Raw genomic sequence first — 17109 nt, 5'->3', positions numbered from 1 at the left:
CCCTCGTGTTCTTTTGCAGCGACGACTCTGATGCCATTGCGCCAACGCCTTGAAAACCTCCCGGTCGGCCAGAAACTGCTGGCCGCCCTGTTGGTGTTGTTGACCACCGTTCTGCTGGTGGCCAACCTGACCTTTATCAGCGCCGCCTACTACATTTCCCAGGAAAGCATGGCACCCCAGGCCTTGCAGACCATCGGCCGGCTGGTGGCGAACCCGAGCCTGATTTCCGACGCACTGCAATCGCCGCAAACCGCCAAGCGCCTGCTCGATGAGCTCAACAGCTACGGACCGCTGCGAGCAGCGGCCTTATATGACGGTGAGGGCGAACGCCTGGCACAGTTGCAACAGGGCGAAAAGCTCAAGTTGCCCGACCATTTCCGCCATATGCAGGCCTGGCAGGCCGGAGAGTTTCGCAGCAACCAGGTGATCACCCTGCCCCGTCCCGGCAAGACACCGGGGCATCTGTTGCTGGTGGCCAGCAGTGAATTGCCGACGGCGTTCTACACCGGCACCCTCACCGCCAGCCTCGGCATCCTGATCTTCAGTGTGTTGCTCTGGCTGGTGATTGCCCAACAGATCAAGCGCCTGATCACCCAACCGATCCATCAACTCGAAGAACTGTCACGCCAGGTCACCCGCGAAGAGAACTATTCACTGCGCGCCGCCCGGGGCAACCACGACGAGATCGGCAGCCTGGCCGAGGCATTCAACACCATGCTGTCGCGGATCGAAGCCCGCGAGCAACAGCTCAAGCGCGCCCGGGACGACTCCCAGGCCGCCTACGACCAGGCCCAAGGCCTGGCGGAAGAAACCCGCCATACCAATCGCAAGCTGGAATTGGAAGTCCAGGTGCGCAGCAAGATCGAGAAAAAACTCACCGGTTTCCAGAACTACCTCAACAGCATCATCGACTCCATGCCCTCGGCGCTGATCGCCCTCGACGAACAGCTCTACGTCACCCAGTGGAACCAGGAGGCCAGCGCGCTCTCCGGCACGCGCCTGGACGAGGCGCTGAACCAGCCGATCTTCCTCGCCTTCGAACCGCTCAAACCGTACCTGCCGCAGCTCAAGCAGACCGTCGAACAACATACGGTGGCGAAGATCGAACGGGTCACCTGGACCAAGGACGACGAAGCGCGACACTACGCCCTGACCTTCTACCCATTGATGGGCGGCGCCGGGCGCGGGGTGGTGATCCGCATCGATGACATCACCCAGCGCCTGTCGCTGGAGGAAATGATGGTGCAATCGGAAAAAATGCTCTCGGTCGGCGGTCTCGCGGCGGGCATGGCCCACGAGATCAATAACCCCCTGGGCGCGATCCTGCACAACGTGCAGAACATCCGGCGGCGGCTGTCGCCGGACCTGCCGAGGAACCTCGAACAGGCCGAGCAACTGGGCATCGAGCTGCCAGCGGTCAATCGTTACCTGGAAGGCCGGGAGATCCCGCAGCTGCTCGACGGCATCCAGCAGGCCGGTGCCCGGGCCGCGAAGATCGTCACCCACATGCTCAGCTTCAGCCGCCGCAGCACGCGGCAGATGGCACCCTGCGACCTGCCGGCGCTGATCGACCAGGCGGTGGAAATCGCCGGCAACGACTTCGACCTGGCGATAGGCTTCGACTTCAAGGGCCAGGCGATCATCCGTCAGTTCGACCCGAACCTGGGGCCGGTGCCCGGCACGGCCAACGAACTGGAACAAGTGTTGCTCAATCTGTTGAAAAACGCCGCCCAGGCAATCCACCAACGCCAGGACGACAGCGAACCGGGGCGCATCATCCTGCGCACTCGGCTGAATCCGCCGTGGGCGGAGATCCAGGTGGAAGACAACGGCATCGGCATGAGCGAAAACGTCCGTAAGCGGACCTTCGAGCCGTTCTTCACCACCAAGGAGATCGGCCAGGGCACGGGCCTCGGGCTGTCGGTGTCGTATTTCATCATCACCAATAACCACAAGGGCCAGATGGAAGTGCAATCGGCACCGGGCCAGGGCACTTGCTTTACCCTGCGCCTGCCGTTGGCCGGCACGTCCCTCACCCAGCAGGAAAACATACAACTGGAGCGCTGAGCATGGGCTTTCGCCTGTCGAAGATTTACACCCGCACCGGCGACAAGGGTGAAACCGGATTGGGCGATGGCCGTCGCGTGGCGAAGGACCATCCACGAATCGAGGCCATTGGCGAGGTGGATACGCTGAACAGCCAGCTGGGGTTGCTATTGGCCGGACTTGCCGCCGAAACCACGCGCTACCCGGCGCTGGGGGAAGTCAGTGACGTGCTGGCGCCATGTCAGCACCGCCTGTTCGATCTGGGCGGTGAACTGGCGATGCCGGCCTATCAGGCGTTGAATACGGCGGAAGTCGAACGACTGGAAGCGGCGATCGATGTCTGGAACGAGGAGTTGGGACCGTTGGAAAACTTCATCCTGCCCGGCGGCTCGACGCTGATTGCCCAGGCCCATGTCTGCCGCAGCCTGGCTCGCAGTGCCGAGCGTCGTTGCCAGCAGTTGAACACGGTCGAACCGCTGGCCGGGCCGGGGCTGGCTTATATCAATCGGTTGTCGGACCTGCTATTCGTGGCGGCCCGAGTGATAGCCCGGCGGCAAGGGGTGGCCGAGGTGCTTTGGGAGGCGGCGGCCAAGCCTGGGGATTGATCAAAAGAAATGTATCGCCTGTCAGGCCGCCTTCGCGGGCAAGCCCGCTCCCACATTGGATCTGCGTCAGACACTCAATCTGCGCTCACAACCGATCACCCTGTGGGAGCGGGCTTGCCCGCGAAGGGGTCAGCAGCCACACCACAAAAATCATGCCCCAGGCCAAAACGCCCGAATCCCCGCCACACCCTGAGCCCCAGCCTCCCAAGCTTTTTGCCGGTCATCAGGCCCGACCCCGCCCAGCAGATAAACCGGCTTGTTGAAACCTTCGATCAACCGCGCAGCTTCCTCCCAACCCAACGGCTGCGCCTCGGGATGGGTCTGGGTCGGTTGTACCGGCGAAAGCGTCACGAAATCCACATCCATCTGCTGCGCCAGGGCCAGTTCCTCAGCGTTATGACAGGAAGCCGCCAACCAGCGCTCCTTGCCGAACGGGCGACCGGCCGCTGCGTGTTTACGCAACTGCGCGGCGGTGATGTGCCAGCCAGCGGACGGAAAGTCCCCCAGCCACTCGAATGGCCCCTTGAGCATCAATTGCGCCTTGCCGGCGCACAACCCCGCCGCATCCACCGCCAGGTCGCGGTATTGCGGGTCGTAGCCGTTGGGGGCACGCAGTTGCACTAGCTTGATGCCGCCGGCGATCGCCTTCTGCAGGCCGCGCAGTAACGCCGGCGTCTCAAGGCCTTCAGGGGTGATCAGGTATTCGCCCGGCAAGCGGGCCGCAGCGACGATCGGTTGATTGGCGGCCGGAAACTCATAATTCGGCAGATCGCGGGCCGTCACCCAGGCCAGCGGCTGCCCCTCGGCGCCATGCGGCTCGCCGGTGAACGCCGAGACTTCCCAGACATCGAGCAATACCTGCTTGTCGGGGTAATCGTGGCGCACCTTGATCAGCGGTCGGGCGGTGCCGACCACTATCCCCAGCTCTTCATGGAGCTCCCGGGCCAGCGCCTTCTCGACGGACTCGTCGGCCTCGACCTTGCCACCGGGAAATTCCCACAGGCCGCCCTGGTGCTGGGTGTCGGCCCGTCGGGCGATCAGGATCTTGCCGGCAGCGTCACGAATGACTGCCGCCGCTACATGGACTCGTTTCACCGCGCAGTGTCCTCCAGGCCGGCCGTTTGCCACGCCTTGAGCGCCGGCCGTTGATAAAGGGGTTCGACTTGGGCCGCTCACCTCAAAAGTGTGCAGCCGTTGTGCCGCCATCGCGAGCTGGCTCGCTCCCACAGGGGATCTGTGGGGTGGCGTGAATTGAGTTCACACCACAGATCCCTGCTCGCGACAGGAGCAACTCGGTCCCGAGCCTTGTTAAGTCCGATACTCAGCGTTGATCTTCACGTACTCGTGGGACAAATCGGTAGTCCAGATCGTTTCGCTGCACTCACCACGCCCCAGCTCGATGCGGATGGTGATTTCTTCCTGCTGCATCACCGCCGCGCCCTGGGCTTCGGTGTAGGTCGCAGCACGAGCGCCTTGGCTGGCGATGCAGACTTCACTGAGGAACACATCGATCTTGCTCACGTCCAGCGCCGGCACGCCGGCACGACCGACCGCGGCGAGGATCCGGCCCCAGTTCGGGTCGGAAGCGAACAACGCCGTCTTGATCAGCGGCGAATGCGCCACGGTGTAGCCGACGTCCAGGCATTCCTGGTGATTGCCACCGCCGTTGACCTGCACGGTGACGAACTTGGTCGCGCCTTCGCCGTCACGGACGATGGCCTGGGCCACTTCCATGCAGACTTCGAACACAGCCTGTTTCAGGGCGGCGAACAGCGGGCCGCTGGCTTCGGTGATCTCAGGCAGGTTGGCCTTGCCGGTGGCGATCAGCATGCAGCAGTCGTTGGTGGAGGTGTCGCCGTCGATGGTAATACGGTTGAAGGACTTGTTGGCGCCGTCGAGCATCAGGTCTTGCAACACTTGGCGCGAAACCTTGGCGTCGGTGGCGATGTAGCCGAGCATGGTTGCCATGTTCGGCCGGATCATGCCCGCACCCTTACTGATACCGGTGACGGTCACGGTCACGCCATCGTGCTGGAACTGGCGGCTCGCGCCCTTGGGCAGGGTGTCGGTGGTCATGATCCCGGTGGCGGCCGCGGCCCAGTTGTTCTCCGACAGGTCGTCGAGAGCGGCCTGCAACGCGCCTTCGATTTTCTCTACCGGCAGCGGCTCGCCGATCACACCAGTGGAATACGGCAGCACCTGATTGGCATCGACACCGGTCAGTTCGGCCAGTTTTGCGCAAGTGCGCTCGGCGGCGGCCAGGCCTGGCGCGCCGGTGCCGGCGTTGGCATTGCCGGTGTTGGTCAGCAGATAGCGCACCGGCCCCTGCACGCGCTGCTTGGCAAGAATGACCGGCGCTGCGCAAAAGGCGTTGAGGGTGAACACGCCGGCGACCGTCGAACCTTCGGCGCAACGCATCACCACCACATCCTTGCGTCCGGGGCGCTTGATGCCCGCCGAAGCGATACCGAGTTCAAAACCGGCAACCGGGTGCAACGTTGGCAACGGACCAAGACCAACAGCCATGAATGCGCTCCTTTTAGATGTATGTCTGCGCCGCTCTCGTCGGGACGGCTAATCAAATGGCAAAACGCCGCGAGCCGTTTGAAACCGGTCGCGGCGTGGAGGGTTCAGCGTTGCAACGGGATTATTGGATCTGCCCGTGGCAATGCTTGTATTTCTTGCCCGAACCGCAGTAACACAGTTCGTTTCGGCCCAGCTTCTGCTCGTTGCGCACCGGCGCGCTCGCCAGGGCGACATCCACGTCGACGCCCTCTTCGGCAACGACTTCCAGGCCAGGGGCTTCGGCGTGCTCGAACTGCATGCGGGCAGCCAGGGCTTCGGCTTCCTGGCGCAGGCGGGCTTCTTCCTCGGCCGGGTCTTCGCGGCGGACCTGAACGTGGGACAGCACACGGATCGAGTCGCGCTTGATCGAATCCAGCAGATCGGAGAACAGCGTGTAGGATTCGCGCTTGTATTCCTGCTTCGGGTTCTTCTGGGCATAACCGCGCAGGTGGATACCATGGCGCAGGTGATCCATGGTCGACAGGTGGTCTTTCCACAGGTCGTCCAGTACCCGCAGCACAATCTGCTTCTCGAAGGAGCGCAGCGCCTCGGCGCCGGCCTGGTCTTCTTTCTCGTTGTACGCGGCGATCAGTTCGGCCAGCAGCCTTTCGCGCAGGGTCTCCTCGTACAGGTGGTCATCCTCGTCGAGCCACTGCTGGATCGGCAAGGACACGCCGAAGTCGCTGCGCAGGGCCGCTTCCAGTCCTGCGATGTCCCACTGCTCAGGTAGCGATTGCGGCGGAATGTGGGCGCTGACGGTAGCGTTGAGCACTTCCTGGCGGAAATCGGCGATGGTCTCGCCGATGTCGTCGGCGGCCAACAAACTGTTTCGCATGTGATAGATCACTTTACGTTGTTCGTTGTTGACGTCGTCGAACTCGAGCAGTTGCTTACGGATATCGAAGTTGCGCCCCTCGACCTTGCGCTGGGCCTTCTCGATGGCGTTGGTCACCATGCGGTGCTCGATGGCCTCGCCCGGCTGCATGCCCAGGGCCTTCATGAAGTTCTTCACCCGATCCGAGGCGAAGATGCGCATCAGGCTGTCTTCCAGCGACAGGTAGAACCGGCTGGAACCGGCGTCGCCCTGGCGACCGGCACGGCCGCGCAGCTGGTTGTCGATACGCCGCGATTCGTGACGCTCGGACGCGATCACCTGCAAGCCGCCGGATTCGAGCACCTGCTGGTGGCGCTTCTGCCAGTCGGCCTTGATCTGCGCGATCTGCTCCGGCGTCGGGTTTTCCAGCGAAGCGACTTCCACTTCCCAGTTGCCGCCCAGCAGGATGTCGGTACCACGGCCAGCCATGTTGGTGGCGATGGTCAGCGCACCCGGGCGACCGGCCTGGGCGATGATCTCGGCTTCCTTTTCGTGGAACTTGGCGTTGAGCACCTTGTGCTCGATGCCTTCCTTGGTGAGCAAGGCGGACATGTGCTCGGAGGTTTCGATGGTGGCGGTGCCCACCAGGATCGGACGGCCCTGGGCCATGCCTTCCTTGATGTCGTTGATGATCGCTGCGTACTTCTCTTCAGCGGTCAGGAACACCAGGTCGTTGTAGTCTTTACGCGCCAGCGGCTTGTTGGTCGGGATGACCACCACTTGCAGGCCGTAGATCTGGTGGAATTCGAACGCCTCGGTATCAGCGGTACCGGTCATGCCGGACAGCTTGTTGTACAGGCGGAAATAATTCTGGAAGGTGGTCGAGGCCAGGGTCTGGCTCTCGGCCTGGATATTCAGGCCTTCCTTGGCTTCGATGGCCTGGTGCAGGCCTTCGGACAGCCGACGACCGGGCATGGTACGACCGGTGTGCTCGTCCACCAGCACCACCTGGCCGTCCTGCACGATGTATTCGACGTTGCGATGGAACAGCTTGTGGGCACGCAGGCCGGCGTAGACGTGGGTCAGCAGGCCCAGGTTGTGGGCCGAGTAGAGGCTCTCGCCTTCGGCCAGCAGGCCGACGCGGGTGAGCATGTCCTCGATAAACTGGTGACCGGCTTCGTTGAGCTCGACCTGGCGGGTCTTCTCGTCGATGGTGTAGTGCCCGGCCTGGGTCACCTGGCCTTCGACTTCCTCGACGTGCAACTTGAGCTGCGGGATCAGTTTGTTGATCTCGATGTACAGCTTGGAGCTGTCCTCGGCCTGACCGGAAATGATCAGCGGGGTACGGGCTTCGTCGATGAGGATCGAGTCGACTTCGTCGATCACGGCGAAATTGAGTTCACGCTGGAATTTTTCTTCCAGGCTGAACGCCATGTTGTCGCGCAGGTAGTCGAAACCGAATTCGTTGTTGGTGCCGTAGGTGATGTCGGCGGCGTAGGCGGCACGCTTCTCTTCCGGCGGCTGGAACGGCGTGACGACGCCGACGGTCAGGCCGAGGAATTCGTAGAGCGGGCGCATCCAGTTGGCGTCGCGGCGGGCCAGGTAGTCGTTGACCGTCACGACGTGCACGCCCTTGCCGGACAGTGCGTTGAGGTAGACGCCCAGGGTCGCGACGAGGGTCTTGCCCTCACCGGTGCGCATTTCAGCAATCTTGCCTTCGTGCAGGGTCATGCCGCCGATCAACTGGACGTCGAAGTGGCGCATGCCCATGACCCGCTTGCCGGCCTCGCGGGCAACCGCAAAGGCTTCGGGCAGGAGCTGGTCAAGGGTTTCTCCCTTGGCGATGCGGTCCTTGAATTCGGCAGTCTTGGCGCGTAACTGATCGTCCGAAAGGGCCACCATTTGCTCTTCGAAGGCATTGACAGTCTGTACCGTCTTGAGCATGCGCTTGACTTCACGCTCGTTCTTGCTTCCAAAAAGTTTCTTTAACAAAGGCGCAAACATATCGGCAGGATCTTCCACACTAAAGGGATGGAGGGCGGCCCCGTGAGTCGCCCGTGCAGCCCTCATGGCCGCATGCGAACGAGCATTCTACCCGGAAACGATGGTGAGGAAAGTGGCGTTATTCCACGATGCTGGCACAGCGCTGTGACGGGGCCTGCTTAAAATAAGGGCTTTTGGGCGAACTTCAACCCATTAAATGCAGAAGTTACCAGTGTTTGTGTCAGTTAAACGCCTCGGACGACTGCGCCAAGGCGTGCCCGGTGCTTTCTGCTACCATGGCGCCTCTGTCACTTGTGGTAATCGTCCATGGCCTTTCGCCCTCTTCCAGCCAAGGCTCCCGCCGTCCTGCTGCGCGAAGCCAAACCGCTGAAAGCCCTCTTCGGCCACGCCCGGCGCCTGGGCCATTTGCAGCGCCTGCTGGACAGCCAGTTGCAACCTGCCGCCCGCGAGCATTGCCATGTGGCGTCGTGGCGCGAAGGCTGCCTGCTGCTGATTGTCACCGACGGCCACTGGGCCACGCGCCTGCGCTACCAACAGAAGCGTCTGCTGCGCCAATTGCAGGCGTTCGACGAGTTCGCCAACCTGACGCGGATCCTGTTCAAGGTCCAGCCGCCCACGGTGCAGGCCCGTGCCAAAGGGCACACCCTGGACCTGTCCAGTGATGCCGCCGCCACCATCCAGGCCACCGCCGATGGCATCAGCGATCCGCAACTGCGGGCGGCGCTGGAACGGCTGGCGGCGCATGCCCGGCCCAAGGCTTGAGGCCTTGCTTCACCTGGTAGATCGCTATCGCGAGCAGGCTCGCTCCCACAGGGGTCACTGTTGAACACAAAGTTTATGTCCACTGAAGGTCCACTGTCGGAGCGAGCTTGCTCGCGATAGCGGTGTGCCTGTGCAGGTGGTGTTGAATGTGCTGGCGCCATCGCGAGCAAGCTCGCTCCCACAGGGGGCACTGTTGAACACAAAGTTTATGTCCGCTAAAGGTCCACTGTGGGAGCGAGCCTGCTCGCGATGGCGGCGACCCGGTCTGCCGACTAGCGGCGCTTACTGCCCCCCAGCAACGACCCCATCAATCCGCGCACCAATTGCCGGCCCAGCTGATTGGCCGCCTGGCGCATGGCGGATTTCAATGCCTGGCCGGCCGCGGTGCCGAGGAACTCCCCGGCTTTGTCAGCAAAGCTCGGTTCTTCGACCTGCGGTTTACCCGGCGCTTCGGTCTGGGGTTCAAGCCCTTTGCGGCCCATCAACACCTCATAGGCCGATTCCCGATCGATCGGTTTGTCGTAACGACCTTGCAGCGACGAGTTGGCGATCAGCCCGGCGCGCTCGGCCTCGCTCAGCGGCCCGATGCGCGATTGCGGCGGCGCCACCAACACCCGCTGGACCATTTCCGGCGTGCCTTTTTCCTGCAAAGTACCAACCAAGGCTTCGCCGATCCCCAACTCAGTGAGCACCGCCAGGGCATCGAATTGCGGGTTGGGTCGAAAACCCTCCGCCACCGCCCGCAGGGATTTCTGCTCTTTCGCGGTGAAGGCCCGCAGGCCATGCTGGATGCGCAAGCCCAACTGCGCCAGCACATCGTCCGGCAGGTCACCCGGCGACTGGGTGACGAAATACACCCCCACTCCCTTGGAGCGAATCAGCCGCACCACTTGTTCCAGACGCTCCTGCAAGGCCTTGGGCGTACCGGCAAAAAGCAGGTGCGCCTCATCGAAGAACAGCGCCAGCAACGGTTTGTCCGCATCGCCGCGCTCGGGCAGTTGCTCGAACAACTCGGCCAGCAGCCACAGCAGGAACGTCGCGTAGACCTTCGGCGCCTCGTGGACCAGGCGGCTGGCGTCGAGCAAATGAATGCGGCCACGGCCATCGGCGGTCGGTTGCAGGATGTCTTCGAGTTGCAAGGCCGGCTCGCCAAACAATGCGTCCGCGCCCTGTTGTTCCAGCGTGGACAACCGTCGCAGCAAGGCCTGGCTGGAGCCGGTGGTCATCAGGGCCGCGTCGTCCCCCAGCAACTCGGGGTTGTCTTTGAGATGGTTGAGCAGCGCCTTCAGGTCCTTGAGGTCCAGCAGCAAGAGGCCTTCGCGGTCGGCGACCTTGAACGCGGCGTAGAGCGCCGATTGCTGGCTGTCCGTCAATTCGAGCAGGCTGCCGATCAACAGCGGGCCCATTTCACTCAAGGTAGTACGCAATGGGTGACCGGACTGGCCGTGGATATCCCACAAGGTCACCGGATAAGCCCTGGGCTGGTGATTGAGCCAGGGCATCGCGGCGATGCGCTCGGCGACCTTGCCCTGGGGACTGCCGGCGGCGCCGAGGCCGCACAGGTCACCCTTGATGTCCGCCGCGAACACCGCCACCCCGGCATCGCTGAACGCCTCGGCCAGGCGCTGCAGGGTGACGGTCTTGCCGGTGCCGGTGGCGCCCGCCACCAAACCATGACGATTCGCCAGGCGCATGGCCTGGCCGATAGGCTGGCCGGCGAGGTCGGCCCCGATAACGAGTTGCGCGAAATCCTGCATTTGGTCACCTGTGATTCATCTTTGGCGCTGCATGGTCGATAGCTAAAGCGACAGACCTCATCGAAAACTAAGGTCGGATAATTCCCCAGGGAGAGAAGGAAATATCAGCTTTATTTTCAGTACGGGGACATTTTGCGCTGCTTTACTAAAAAAGCACGCCTGGAAAAAAGACTTTAGCGGAACCCCGAACCATGAATAGAAATTTGCGCTTCAGCCATAAGATCCTGCTTGCTGCCGCCCTGATCGTCATCGCCGCCTTCGCCTCCTTCACGCTGTACAACGATTACCTGCAACGCAACGCCATCCGCGATGACCTCGACAGCTACCTGCATGAAATGGGCGATGTCACGGCGAGCAACATCCAGACCTGGCTGACCGGCCGCATCCTGCTGGTCGATAACCTGGCCCAGAACATCGCCATCAACCCGGATTCCGCCACGGTGTCCCGCCTGCTGGAACAGAAAGCGCTGACGTCCACGTTCATGGCGTCCTACCTGGGCGATGCCCAAGGCAGCTTCATCATTCGCCCCGATACGAAAATGCCCGACGGCTTCGATCCACGGGTTCGCCCCTGGTATAAAGGCGCGCAAAGCAGCAGTACCGCGACCCTGACCGAACCCTACATCGATGCGGCCACCGGCGCGCTGATCATCTCCATCGCCAGCGCCTCGCGCAACGCCACGCAAAGCATTGGCGTGGTGGGTGGCGACCTGAGCCTGCAAGCCGTCATCGACAACCTCAAGACCGTGGACTTCGACGGCATGGGCTATGCCTTCCTGGTCAGCGCCGACGGCAAGATCCTGGTGCACCCGGACAAGAACATGGTCATGAAGACCCTGGTCGAGGCCTTTCCCCGGAACACTCCGAAGATCAGCGACCAGATCAGCGAAGTCGAAGTGGACGGCCACACGCGCATCGTCACCTTCACGCCCATTAAAGGCCTGCCCTCGGTCAACTGGTATGTGGGTGTCTCGGTAGACAAGGACATGGCCTACTCCATGCTCAGCGACTTCCGCACCTCGGCCGTCGTGGCGACTGTCATCGCCGTGGTGTTCATCATTGCCCTTCTGAGCATGCTGATCCGCCTGTTGATCCAGCCGCTGCATGTCATGACCCGGGCCATGGAAGACATCGCCGACGGCGAAGGCGACCTGACCAAACGCCTGGTCATCCAGAACCAGGACGAATTCGGCATCCTCGGCACGGCGTTCAACCGTTTCGTCGAGCGGATCCACCGTTCGATCCGCGAGGTGTCCTCGGCCACCGAACACGTCAACGAAGTCGCCCTGCGCGTGGTCAGCGCATCGAACTCGTCGATGGTCAATTCCGATGAACAATCGAGCCGTACCAACAGCGTGGCCGCCGCCATCAATCAACTGGGCGCCGCCGCCCAGGAAATCGCCCGCAACGCCGCCCAGGCCTCCCATCAGGCCAGCGACGCCCGCGGCCTGGCCGAGGACGGCCAACAAGTGGTAGAGCGCAGCATCGCTGCGATGAATCGTTTGTCTCAGTTGCTGGGAACGTCGAGCAGCAACATCGAATCGCTGAACAGCAAAACCGTGAACATCGGTCAGATCCTTGAAGTGATCACCAGCATTTCCCAGCAGACCAACCTGCTGGCCCTCAACGCCGCGATTGAAGCCGCCCGGGCCGGTGAAGCCGGGCGCGGGTTCGCCGTGGTGGCCGATGAAGTGCGCAACCTGGCCCACCGCACCCAGGAATCGGCGCAGCAAGTGCAGACCATGATCGAAGAGTTGCAGGTCGGTGCCCGGGATTCGGTCACGACCATGAGCGACAGCCAGCGCCACAGCCAGCAGAGCGTGGAAATCGCCAACCTGGCCGGCGAGCGCCTGAGCAGCGTGACCCAGCGCATCGGCGAGATCGACGGCATGAACCAGTCGGTGGCCACCGCCACCGAGGAACAGACCGCCGTGGTGGAGTCGATCAACGTCGACATCACCGAGATCAACACCCTGAACCAAGAAGGCGTGGAAAACCTGCAATCGACCTTGCGCGCCTGTTCCGACCTGGAGCAGCAGGCGGCGCGGTTGAAGCAATTGGTGGGGAGTTTCAGGATCTAGAGCGCCTGGACTGGCCTCATCCGAGCAAGCTCGCTCCCACAGGGATTTGCGCTAACCCTGTGGGAGCGAGCTTGCTCGCGATAGGGCCCTGTCAAATCAAGCAACACTCCACTGACACCCCACCCCCCACAACCCAACCGAACATCTATTCTTCATAAAGGTCAACAAAGGGAGAACTCAGACCGGAGGGATGTTCATCGTGCATATAGCGGACATAACCATGTTCTACGCCCCCGCCAGCGGCGGCGTGCGCACTTACCTGGATGCCAAGCACCGGCGCCTGGGCGACCGGCCCGGTATTCGCCACAGCCTGCTGATTCCCGGCGCGCATCTGAGCGAACATGACGGGATCTACAAGGTCCCCGCCCCTGCACTGCCGTTCGGCAAGGGTTATCGCTTCCCGCTGCGCCTGGCACCTTGGCGAAATGTCCTGCGTGATCTGCAACCGGACCTGATCGAAGTCGGCGATCCCTACCTCACTGCCTGGGCCGCGCTGGATGCCCGGCGCCAGTTGGACGTACCGGTCATCGGCTTCTACCACTCCGACCTGCCGCTGCTGGTGAGCAACCGCATGGGCAATTGGTTCACCCCCAATATCGAGGCGTACGTCAGCAAGTTGTACGGTAACTTCGACCGCGTCCTCGCCCCAAGCCAGGTCATGGCCGACAAACTGACCGGCCTGGGCGTCAGGAATGTCTACGTGCAGCCCCTGGGCGTGGATCTGCAAACCTTCAACCCGGCGGCCCGTGACCCGGAGCTGCGAGCCGAACTGGGGATCGCCGAGGACACGCGATTGCTGGTGTTCGCCGGTCGCGGCTCCAAGGAAAAGAACCTGCCGGTGCTGCTCAAGTGCATGAAGCGCCTGGGCGAGCGTTATCACTTGTTGCTGGTGGGCTCTTCGATGCCGGCCTTGGTGCCGGATAACGTCACGGTGGTCGATGAATTCTGCCCGGCGCCGCAAGTCGCCCGGCTCATGGCCAGCGCTGACGCATTGCTGCACGCCGGGGACCAGGAAACGTTCGGCCTGGTGATCCTCGAAGCCATGGCCAGTGGCATTCCGGTGGTGGCGGTGGCGGCCGGGGCGTTCACCGAGATCGTCCACGAAGACTGCGGCTTGCTGTGCGCGCCCAACAACCCACAGGCCATGGCCAACGCCGTGCGGCAACTGTTCTCGGAAGGCTGCCAGCGCCGGGGTGCACTGGCGCGACGGCATGTGGAAAAGCACTACGCCTGGGACACTGTGGTCAACAGCCTGCTCGGGCACTACTACGCCGTACTCGGTGCGCAGATGCCAATGCTGGCCAATGCTTGAGGCGAGGTCCGTGTCGATGAATCACTCGCCCAGCGTGTTACTGGTGCTGCACGACGTGGCGCCGCAGACTTGGCCCGACTACCAGCCTTTTGTCGAAGCCGTCGATGCCCTCGGTCAGGTGCCGATGACGTGGCTGGTGGTGCCGGATTTTCATCACGCCAACGCCCTGGAGAATCATCCAGGGTTCCGCCGTTTACTCGACAGTCGGGTCGAACGCGGTGACGAACTGGTATTGCACGGCTATTACCATTGCGATGACGGCCCCCCGGCCCTGCACCCCAAGGATTGGTTCATGCGCCGGGTCTATACCCACGAAGGCGAGTTCTACCGGTTGTCCGAGGACGACGCCCTCGCCCGCCTGCGCGCCGGTGTCGACCTGTTCCAGCGCTACCAATGGCCGCTGCACGGTTTCGTCGCACCGGCCTGGTTGATGAGCGAAGGCACGCGCCAGGCCTTGCGTCAGTTGCCGCTGAGCTACACCAGTGACACCCAGCATCTGTATCGCTTGCCGGACTTCACCCCCATCGACGCTCCCGGCCTGGTCTGGAGCGCCCGAAGCGCCTGGCGCCGTGGCTTGTCGAAAGTCCTCAGCGACCAGCGCGAGCAACGCTGGCGCCAGGCCCCGGTGATTCGCCTGGGCCTGCACCCGGTGGACATGCGCCACGGGTTTTCCCGGGACTACTGGCTGCAGACCCTCAAGCGCCTGCTTGCCGATGGCCGCGTGCCGATGACCAAGGCCGGTTGGCTGGCGACCCAGGGCCTGCGGGTCAGCAGCGCCGCATGAAGCGGACACTTTGGCTGGCCGCTGCCCTGCTCACGGCGCTGCTGGTGCCGTTGCTGGTGGGCGGCGGGGAAATGTGGGCGCGGGTGCAACGTTTTCCCTTGCCGCTGCTGCTGACCATGCTCGGCATGATCGTCCTCTGCTGGGCCCTGAACTCCGTGCGCCTACGCCTGTTGCTGGGCGAACATCGCGGGCGCATCGGCGGGTTGAAGAGCATGGGCGTGGTGATGTCCACTGAGTTCGCGATGTGCGCAACGCCTGGCGGCAGCGGCGGGCCGCTGACCTTGATGGCGCTGCTGGCGCGCAACGGTGTACGCCCGGCCCATGGCAGCGCAGTGTTTGCCATGGACCAGTTGAGCGATTTGCTGTTTTTCCTATGTGCCTTGGTTGGCATTCTGTTCTACGCGCTGTTCCAGAACCTCAGCCAGCGCATGGAATGGATGCTGGCATTGAGCGCGATTTCAATGTTTGGCGGGTTGCTCGGCTGCGTGATCGTGGCGCGCTATCACCGCCGGTTGATTCTGCTGGGCGCCCGGCTGCTGTGCCGTCTACGCGTCAAATCAACTACCCGTCGGCGCTGGGCCCGCAAGATCCTGCATTTTCTCGCGGCGTTCACCGACACCTTGAAATTGCCGCGCCAGACATTGTTCCAGGTGTTTGGCCTGACCTGTTTGCATTGGGCGCTGCGCTACAGCGTGTTGTACCTGGCGTTGAAAGGCCTGGGGGCGGATTTGCAATGGGCCTGGAGTTTCCTGATCCAGATGCTCTCCCTCAGCGCCGGACAGTTCAGCCTCCTGCCAGGCGGCGCCGGAGCGGCCGAACTGACCTCGGCCGCCTTGCTGGCGCCCATGGTCGGCAAATCCACCGCCGCCGCGTCGATCCTGATCTGGCGGGCGGTGACCTACTACTTTTACCTGGTGGCTGGCGGGCCGGTGTTCTTCTTGATGGTCGGGCGACCGTTGATCAAGAGGCTGATGCGGTTGCGGCAGGCGTGAGGTAAACCACAGGCCCGTCCCCACCCGTGGCGAGGGAGCTTGCTCCCGCTGGGCTGCGCAGCAGCCCCAAAACCAGGCGCCTCGGTGTGTCAGACTGGCCCATGCAGACTTAATGGGGCCGCTTCGCAGCCCAGCGGGAGCAAGCTCCCTCGCCACAGGGACTGGTGATTTCCCTGAGTTGGCGGGGTTATTCGGGGTTGTCCTGGGGATGCAACTGCTCCCACAACTGTGCAGCATCAGGAAACTCAGTGCCGTCTTCCGGGCTCAGTTCGTCCGGGTCGAAGCGGCTCAAGCAGCCTTCGCCCAGGGTGGCCGGCGCCTTGGAAGTGGCTTTGTCCAGTGGATTGGTCATGGCGAGCCTCGTGAAAAAGGGCCTGGCGATCGCTCGTCCAGGCCCTTGTCAGTGTAGTCAGAACACCACGGTCTTGTTGCCGTGCACCAGCACCCGGTCTTCCAGGTGATAACGCAAGCCCCGCGCCAGCACCATCTTCTCCACGTCACGGCCGAACCGCACCATGTCTTCGATGCTGTCGCTGTGGCTGACACGCACCACGTCCTGCTCGATGATCGGGCCGGCGTCCAGCTCCTCGGTCACGTAGTGACAGGTCGCGCCGATCAGCTTCACACCGCGCATCGAAGCCTGGTGGTATGGCTTGGCACCGACGAACGACGGCAGGAAGCTGTGATGGATGTTAATTACCTTGTGAGCATATTCGCTGCACAGGGCCGGCGGCAGGATTTGCATGTAGCGGGCCAGCACCACCACCTCGGCGTCGTGGTGCTTGACCAGCCGCGAGACTTCGGCGAATGCCGGTTGCTTGTCCTGCGGATCGACCGGGACGTGGTAGTACGCAATGCCGTGCCACTCCACCATGCTGCGCAAGTCGTCATGGTTGGAAATCACGCAGGCGATGTCGCAATCGAGTTCATCGCTGTGCCAGCGGTGCAACAGGTCGGCAAGGCAGTGGGACTCGCGGCTGGCCATCAGCACCACGCGCTTTTTCTGCTCGGTATCGGTGATGCGCCAGTCCATCGAGAACTCTTCGGCGATCGGGGCGAACGCCTCGCGAAAAGCCTCGAGGCCAAAGGGCAGCGAGTCGGCGCGAATCTCGTGGCGCATGAAGAACCAGCCGCTTTGATTGTCCGAGTGATGACTTGCTTCAGTGATCCAGCCGTTATGGGACGCCAGAAAGTTACTGACTTTAGCAACGATACCGACGCGGTCCGGGCAAGAAATCACCAGCCGAAAAGTGCGCATTAGGGAACTCCAGAACTTCGCAAAGGCGGCCATTCTAGCCATTGCGCGGCAAAACTGCAGTATTGATGACGCCTCGCGTCCATCCAACACGTCCCAGGCAAGGCCGCGCGGCACGGGCTGCATGTGTAA

At 62.6% G+C, this 17109-nt stretch carries 13 protein-coding genes and 1 pseudogene; 8 read left to right on the top strand and 6 right to left on the bottom strand.

From position 1 onward, the window contains the following. Positions 1 to 30 precede the first annotated feature (30 nt). Together ACLEJR_RS09280 and ACLEJR_RS09275 are read left to right on the top strand one after the other, a co-directional pair. Positions 31 to 2067: a sensor histidine kinase gene (locus ACLEJR_RS09280; RefSeq protein WP_440813466.1), complete on the top strand. Its 2037-nt coding sequence runs from the start codon at positions 31 to 33 to the stop codon at positions 2065 to 2067. A 2-nt stretch (positions 2068 to 2069) separates the two neighbouring features. Next, complete coding sequence (locus ACLEJR_RS09275) at positions 2070 to 2651, top strand: cob(I)yrinic acid a,c-diamide adenosyltransferase (protein ID WP_440813464.1); 582 nt, start codon at positions 2070 to 2072, stop codon at positions 2649 to 2651. Between the two features lie 150 nt (positions 2652 to 2801). On the opposite strand, the gene ACLEJR_RS09270 is transcribed toward ACLEJR_RS09275, so the two are convergent. The 3 genes from ACLEJR_RS09270 to secA all read right to left on the bottom strand — a co-directional run bounded on the left by ACLEJR_RS09270 (position 2802) and on the right by secA (position 8034). Next, positions 2802 to 3746, bottom strand: a complete 945-nt coding sequence (locus ACLEJR_RS09270; RefSeq protein WP_440799204.1) for a Nudix family hydrolase — start codon at positions 3744 to 3746, stop codon at positions 2802 to 2804. Positions 3747 to 3959: 213 nt separating this feature from the next. Next, positions 3960 to 5177 (bottom strand): bifunctional glutamate N-acetyltransferase/amino-acid acetyltransferase ArgJ, encoded by a 1218-nt coding sequence (argJ, locus tag ACLEJR_RS09265; RefSeq protein ID WP_440813461.1) that lies wholly within the window; start codon positions 5175 to 5177, stop codon positions 3960 to 3962. A gap of 121 nt (positions 5178 to 5298) precedes the next feature. Continuing rightward, entirely contained in the window at positions 5299 to 8034 is a 2736-nt protein-coding gene (gene secA, locus ACLEJR_RS09260; RefSeq protein ID WP_440799208.1) for a preprotein translocase subunit SecA, read from the bottom strand. 306 nt (positions 8035 to 8340) lie between these two features. On the opposite strand from secA, the gene ACLEJR_RS09255 reads away from it, so the two are divergent. Continuing rightward, on the top strand, positions 8341 to 8796 hold the full coding sequence (locus ACLEJR_RS09255) for a DUF721 domain-containing protein (protein ID WP_440799210.1): 456 nt from the start codon (positions 8341 to 8343) through the stop codon (positions 8794 to 8796). A gap of 272 nt (positions 8797 to 9068) precedes the next feature. On the opposite strand, the gene ACLEJR_RS09250 is transcribed toward ACLEJR_RS09255, so the two are convergent. Continuing rightward, complete coding sequence (locus ACLEJR_RS09250; RefSeq protein ID WP_440813458.1) at positions 9069 to 10553, bottom strand: helicase HerA-like domain-containing protein; 1485 nt, start codon at positions 10551 to 10553, stop codon at positions 9069 to 9071. Positions 10554 to 10744: 191 nt separating this feature from the next. Between ACLEJR_RS09250 and ACLEJR_RS09245 the strand changes: the two are divergent. The 5 genes and pseudogenes from ACLEJR_RS09245 to ACLEJR_RS09225 form a co-directional block, all read left to right on the top strand. Beyond that, positions 10745 to 11776: pseudogene (locus ACLEJR_RS09245) on the top strand (HAMP domain-containing protein); the annotation flags it as partial. Between the two features lie 93 nt (positions 11777 to 11869). Further along, positions 11870 to 12634, top strand: a complete 765-nt coding sequence (locus tag ACLEJR_RS09240) for a methyl-accepting chemotaxis protein (protein WP_440799218.1) — start codon at positions 11870 to 11872, stop codon at positions 12632 to 12634. Between the two features lie 190 nt (positions 12635 to 12824). Further along, positions 12825 to 13946 carry a glycosyltransferase family 4 protein gene (locus tag ACLEJR_RS09235; RefSeq protein ID WP_440797307.1) on the top strand — a complete coding sequence of 374 codons (1122 nt, stop codon included), beginning with the start codon at positions 12825 to 12827 and terminating at the stop codon, positions 13944 to 13946. A gap of 16 nt (positions 13947 to 13962) precedes the next feature. Next, entirely contained in the window at positions 13963 to 14730 is a 768-nt protein-coding gene (locus ACLEJR_RS09230; RefSeq protein WP_440813457.1) for a DUF2334 domain-containing protein, read from the top strand. After that, entirely contained in the window at positions 14727 to 15722 is a 996-nt protein-coding gene (locus ACLEJR_RS09225; RefSeq protein ID WP_440813456.1) for a lysylphosphatidylglycerol synthase transmembrane domain-containing protein, read from the top strand. The genes ACLEJR_RS09230 and ACLEJR_RS09225 overlap by 4 nt, the downstream gene beginning before the upstream one ends. A 187-nt stretch (positions 15723 to 15909) precedes the next feature. Here the strand turns inward: ACLEJR_RS09225 and ACLEJR_RS09220 are convergent, their stop codons facing one another. Continuing rightward, a complete protein-coding gene (locus tag ACLEJR_RS09220; protein ID WP_440813454.1) occupies positions 15910 to 16074 on the bottom strand; it encodes a hypothetical protein in 165 nt (54 codons plus the stop codon). Positions 16075 to 16131: 57 nt separating this feature from the next. After that, entirely contained in the window at positions 16132 to 16980 is an 849-nt protein-coding gene (gene purU, locus ACLEJR_RS09215) for a formyltetrahydrofolate deformylase (protein ID WP_440813452.1), read from the bottom strand. Positions 16981 to 17109: the final 129 nt, after the last annotated feature.

It is taken from the genome of Pseudomonas sp. SMN5 (genome assembly GCF_052041925.1).
In the GTDB taxonomy this organism is placed as follows: Bacteria; Pseudomonadota; Gammaproteobacteria; order Pseudomonadales; family Pseudomonadaceae; genus Aquipseudomonas.
This window is presented reverse-complemented; position numbering and strand designations above follow the sequence as displayed.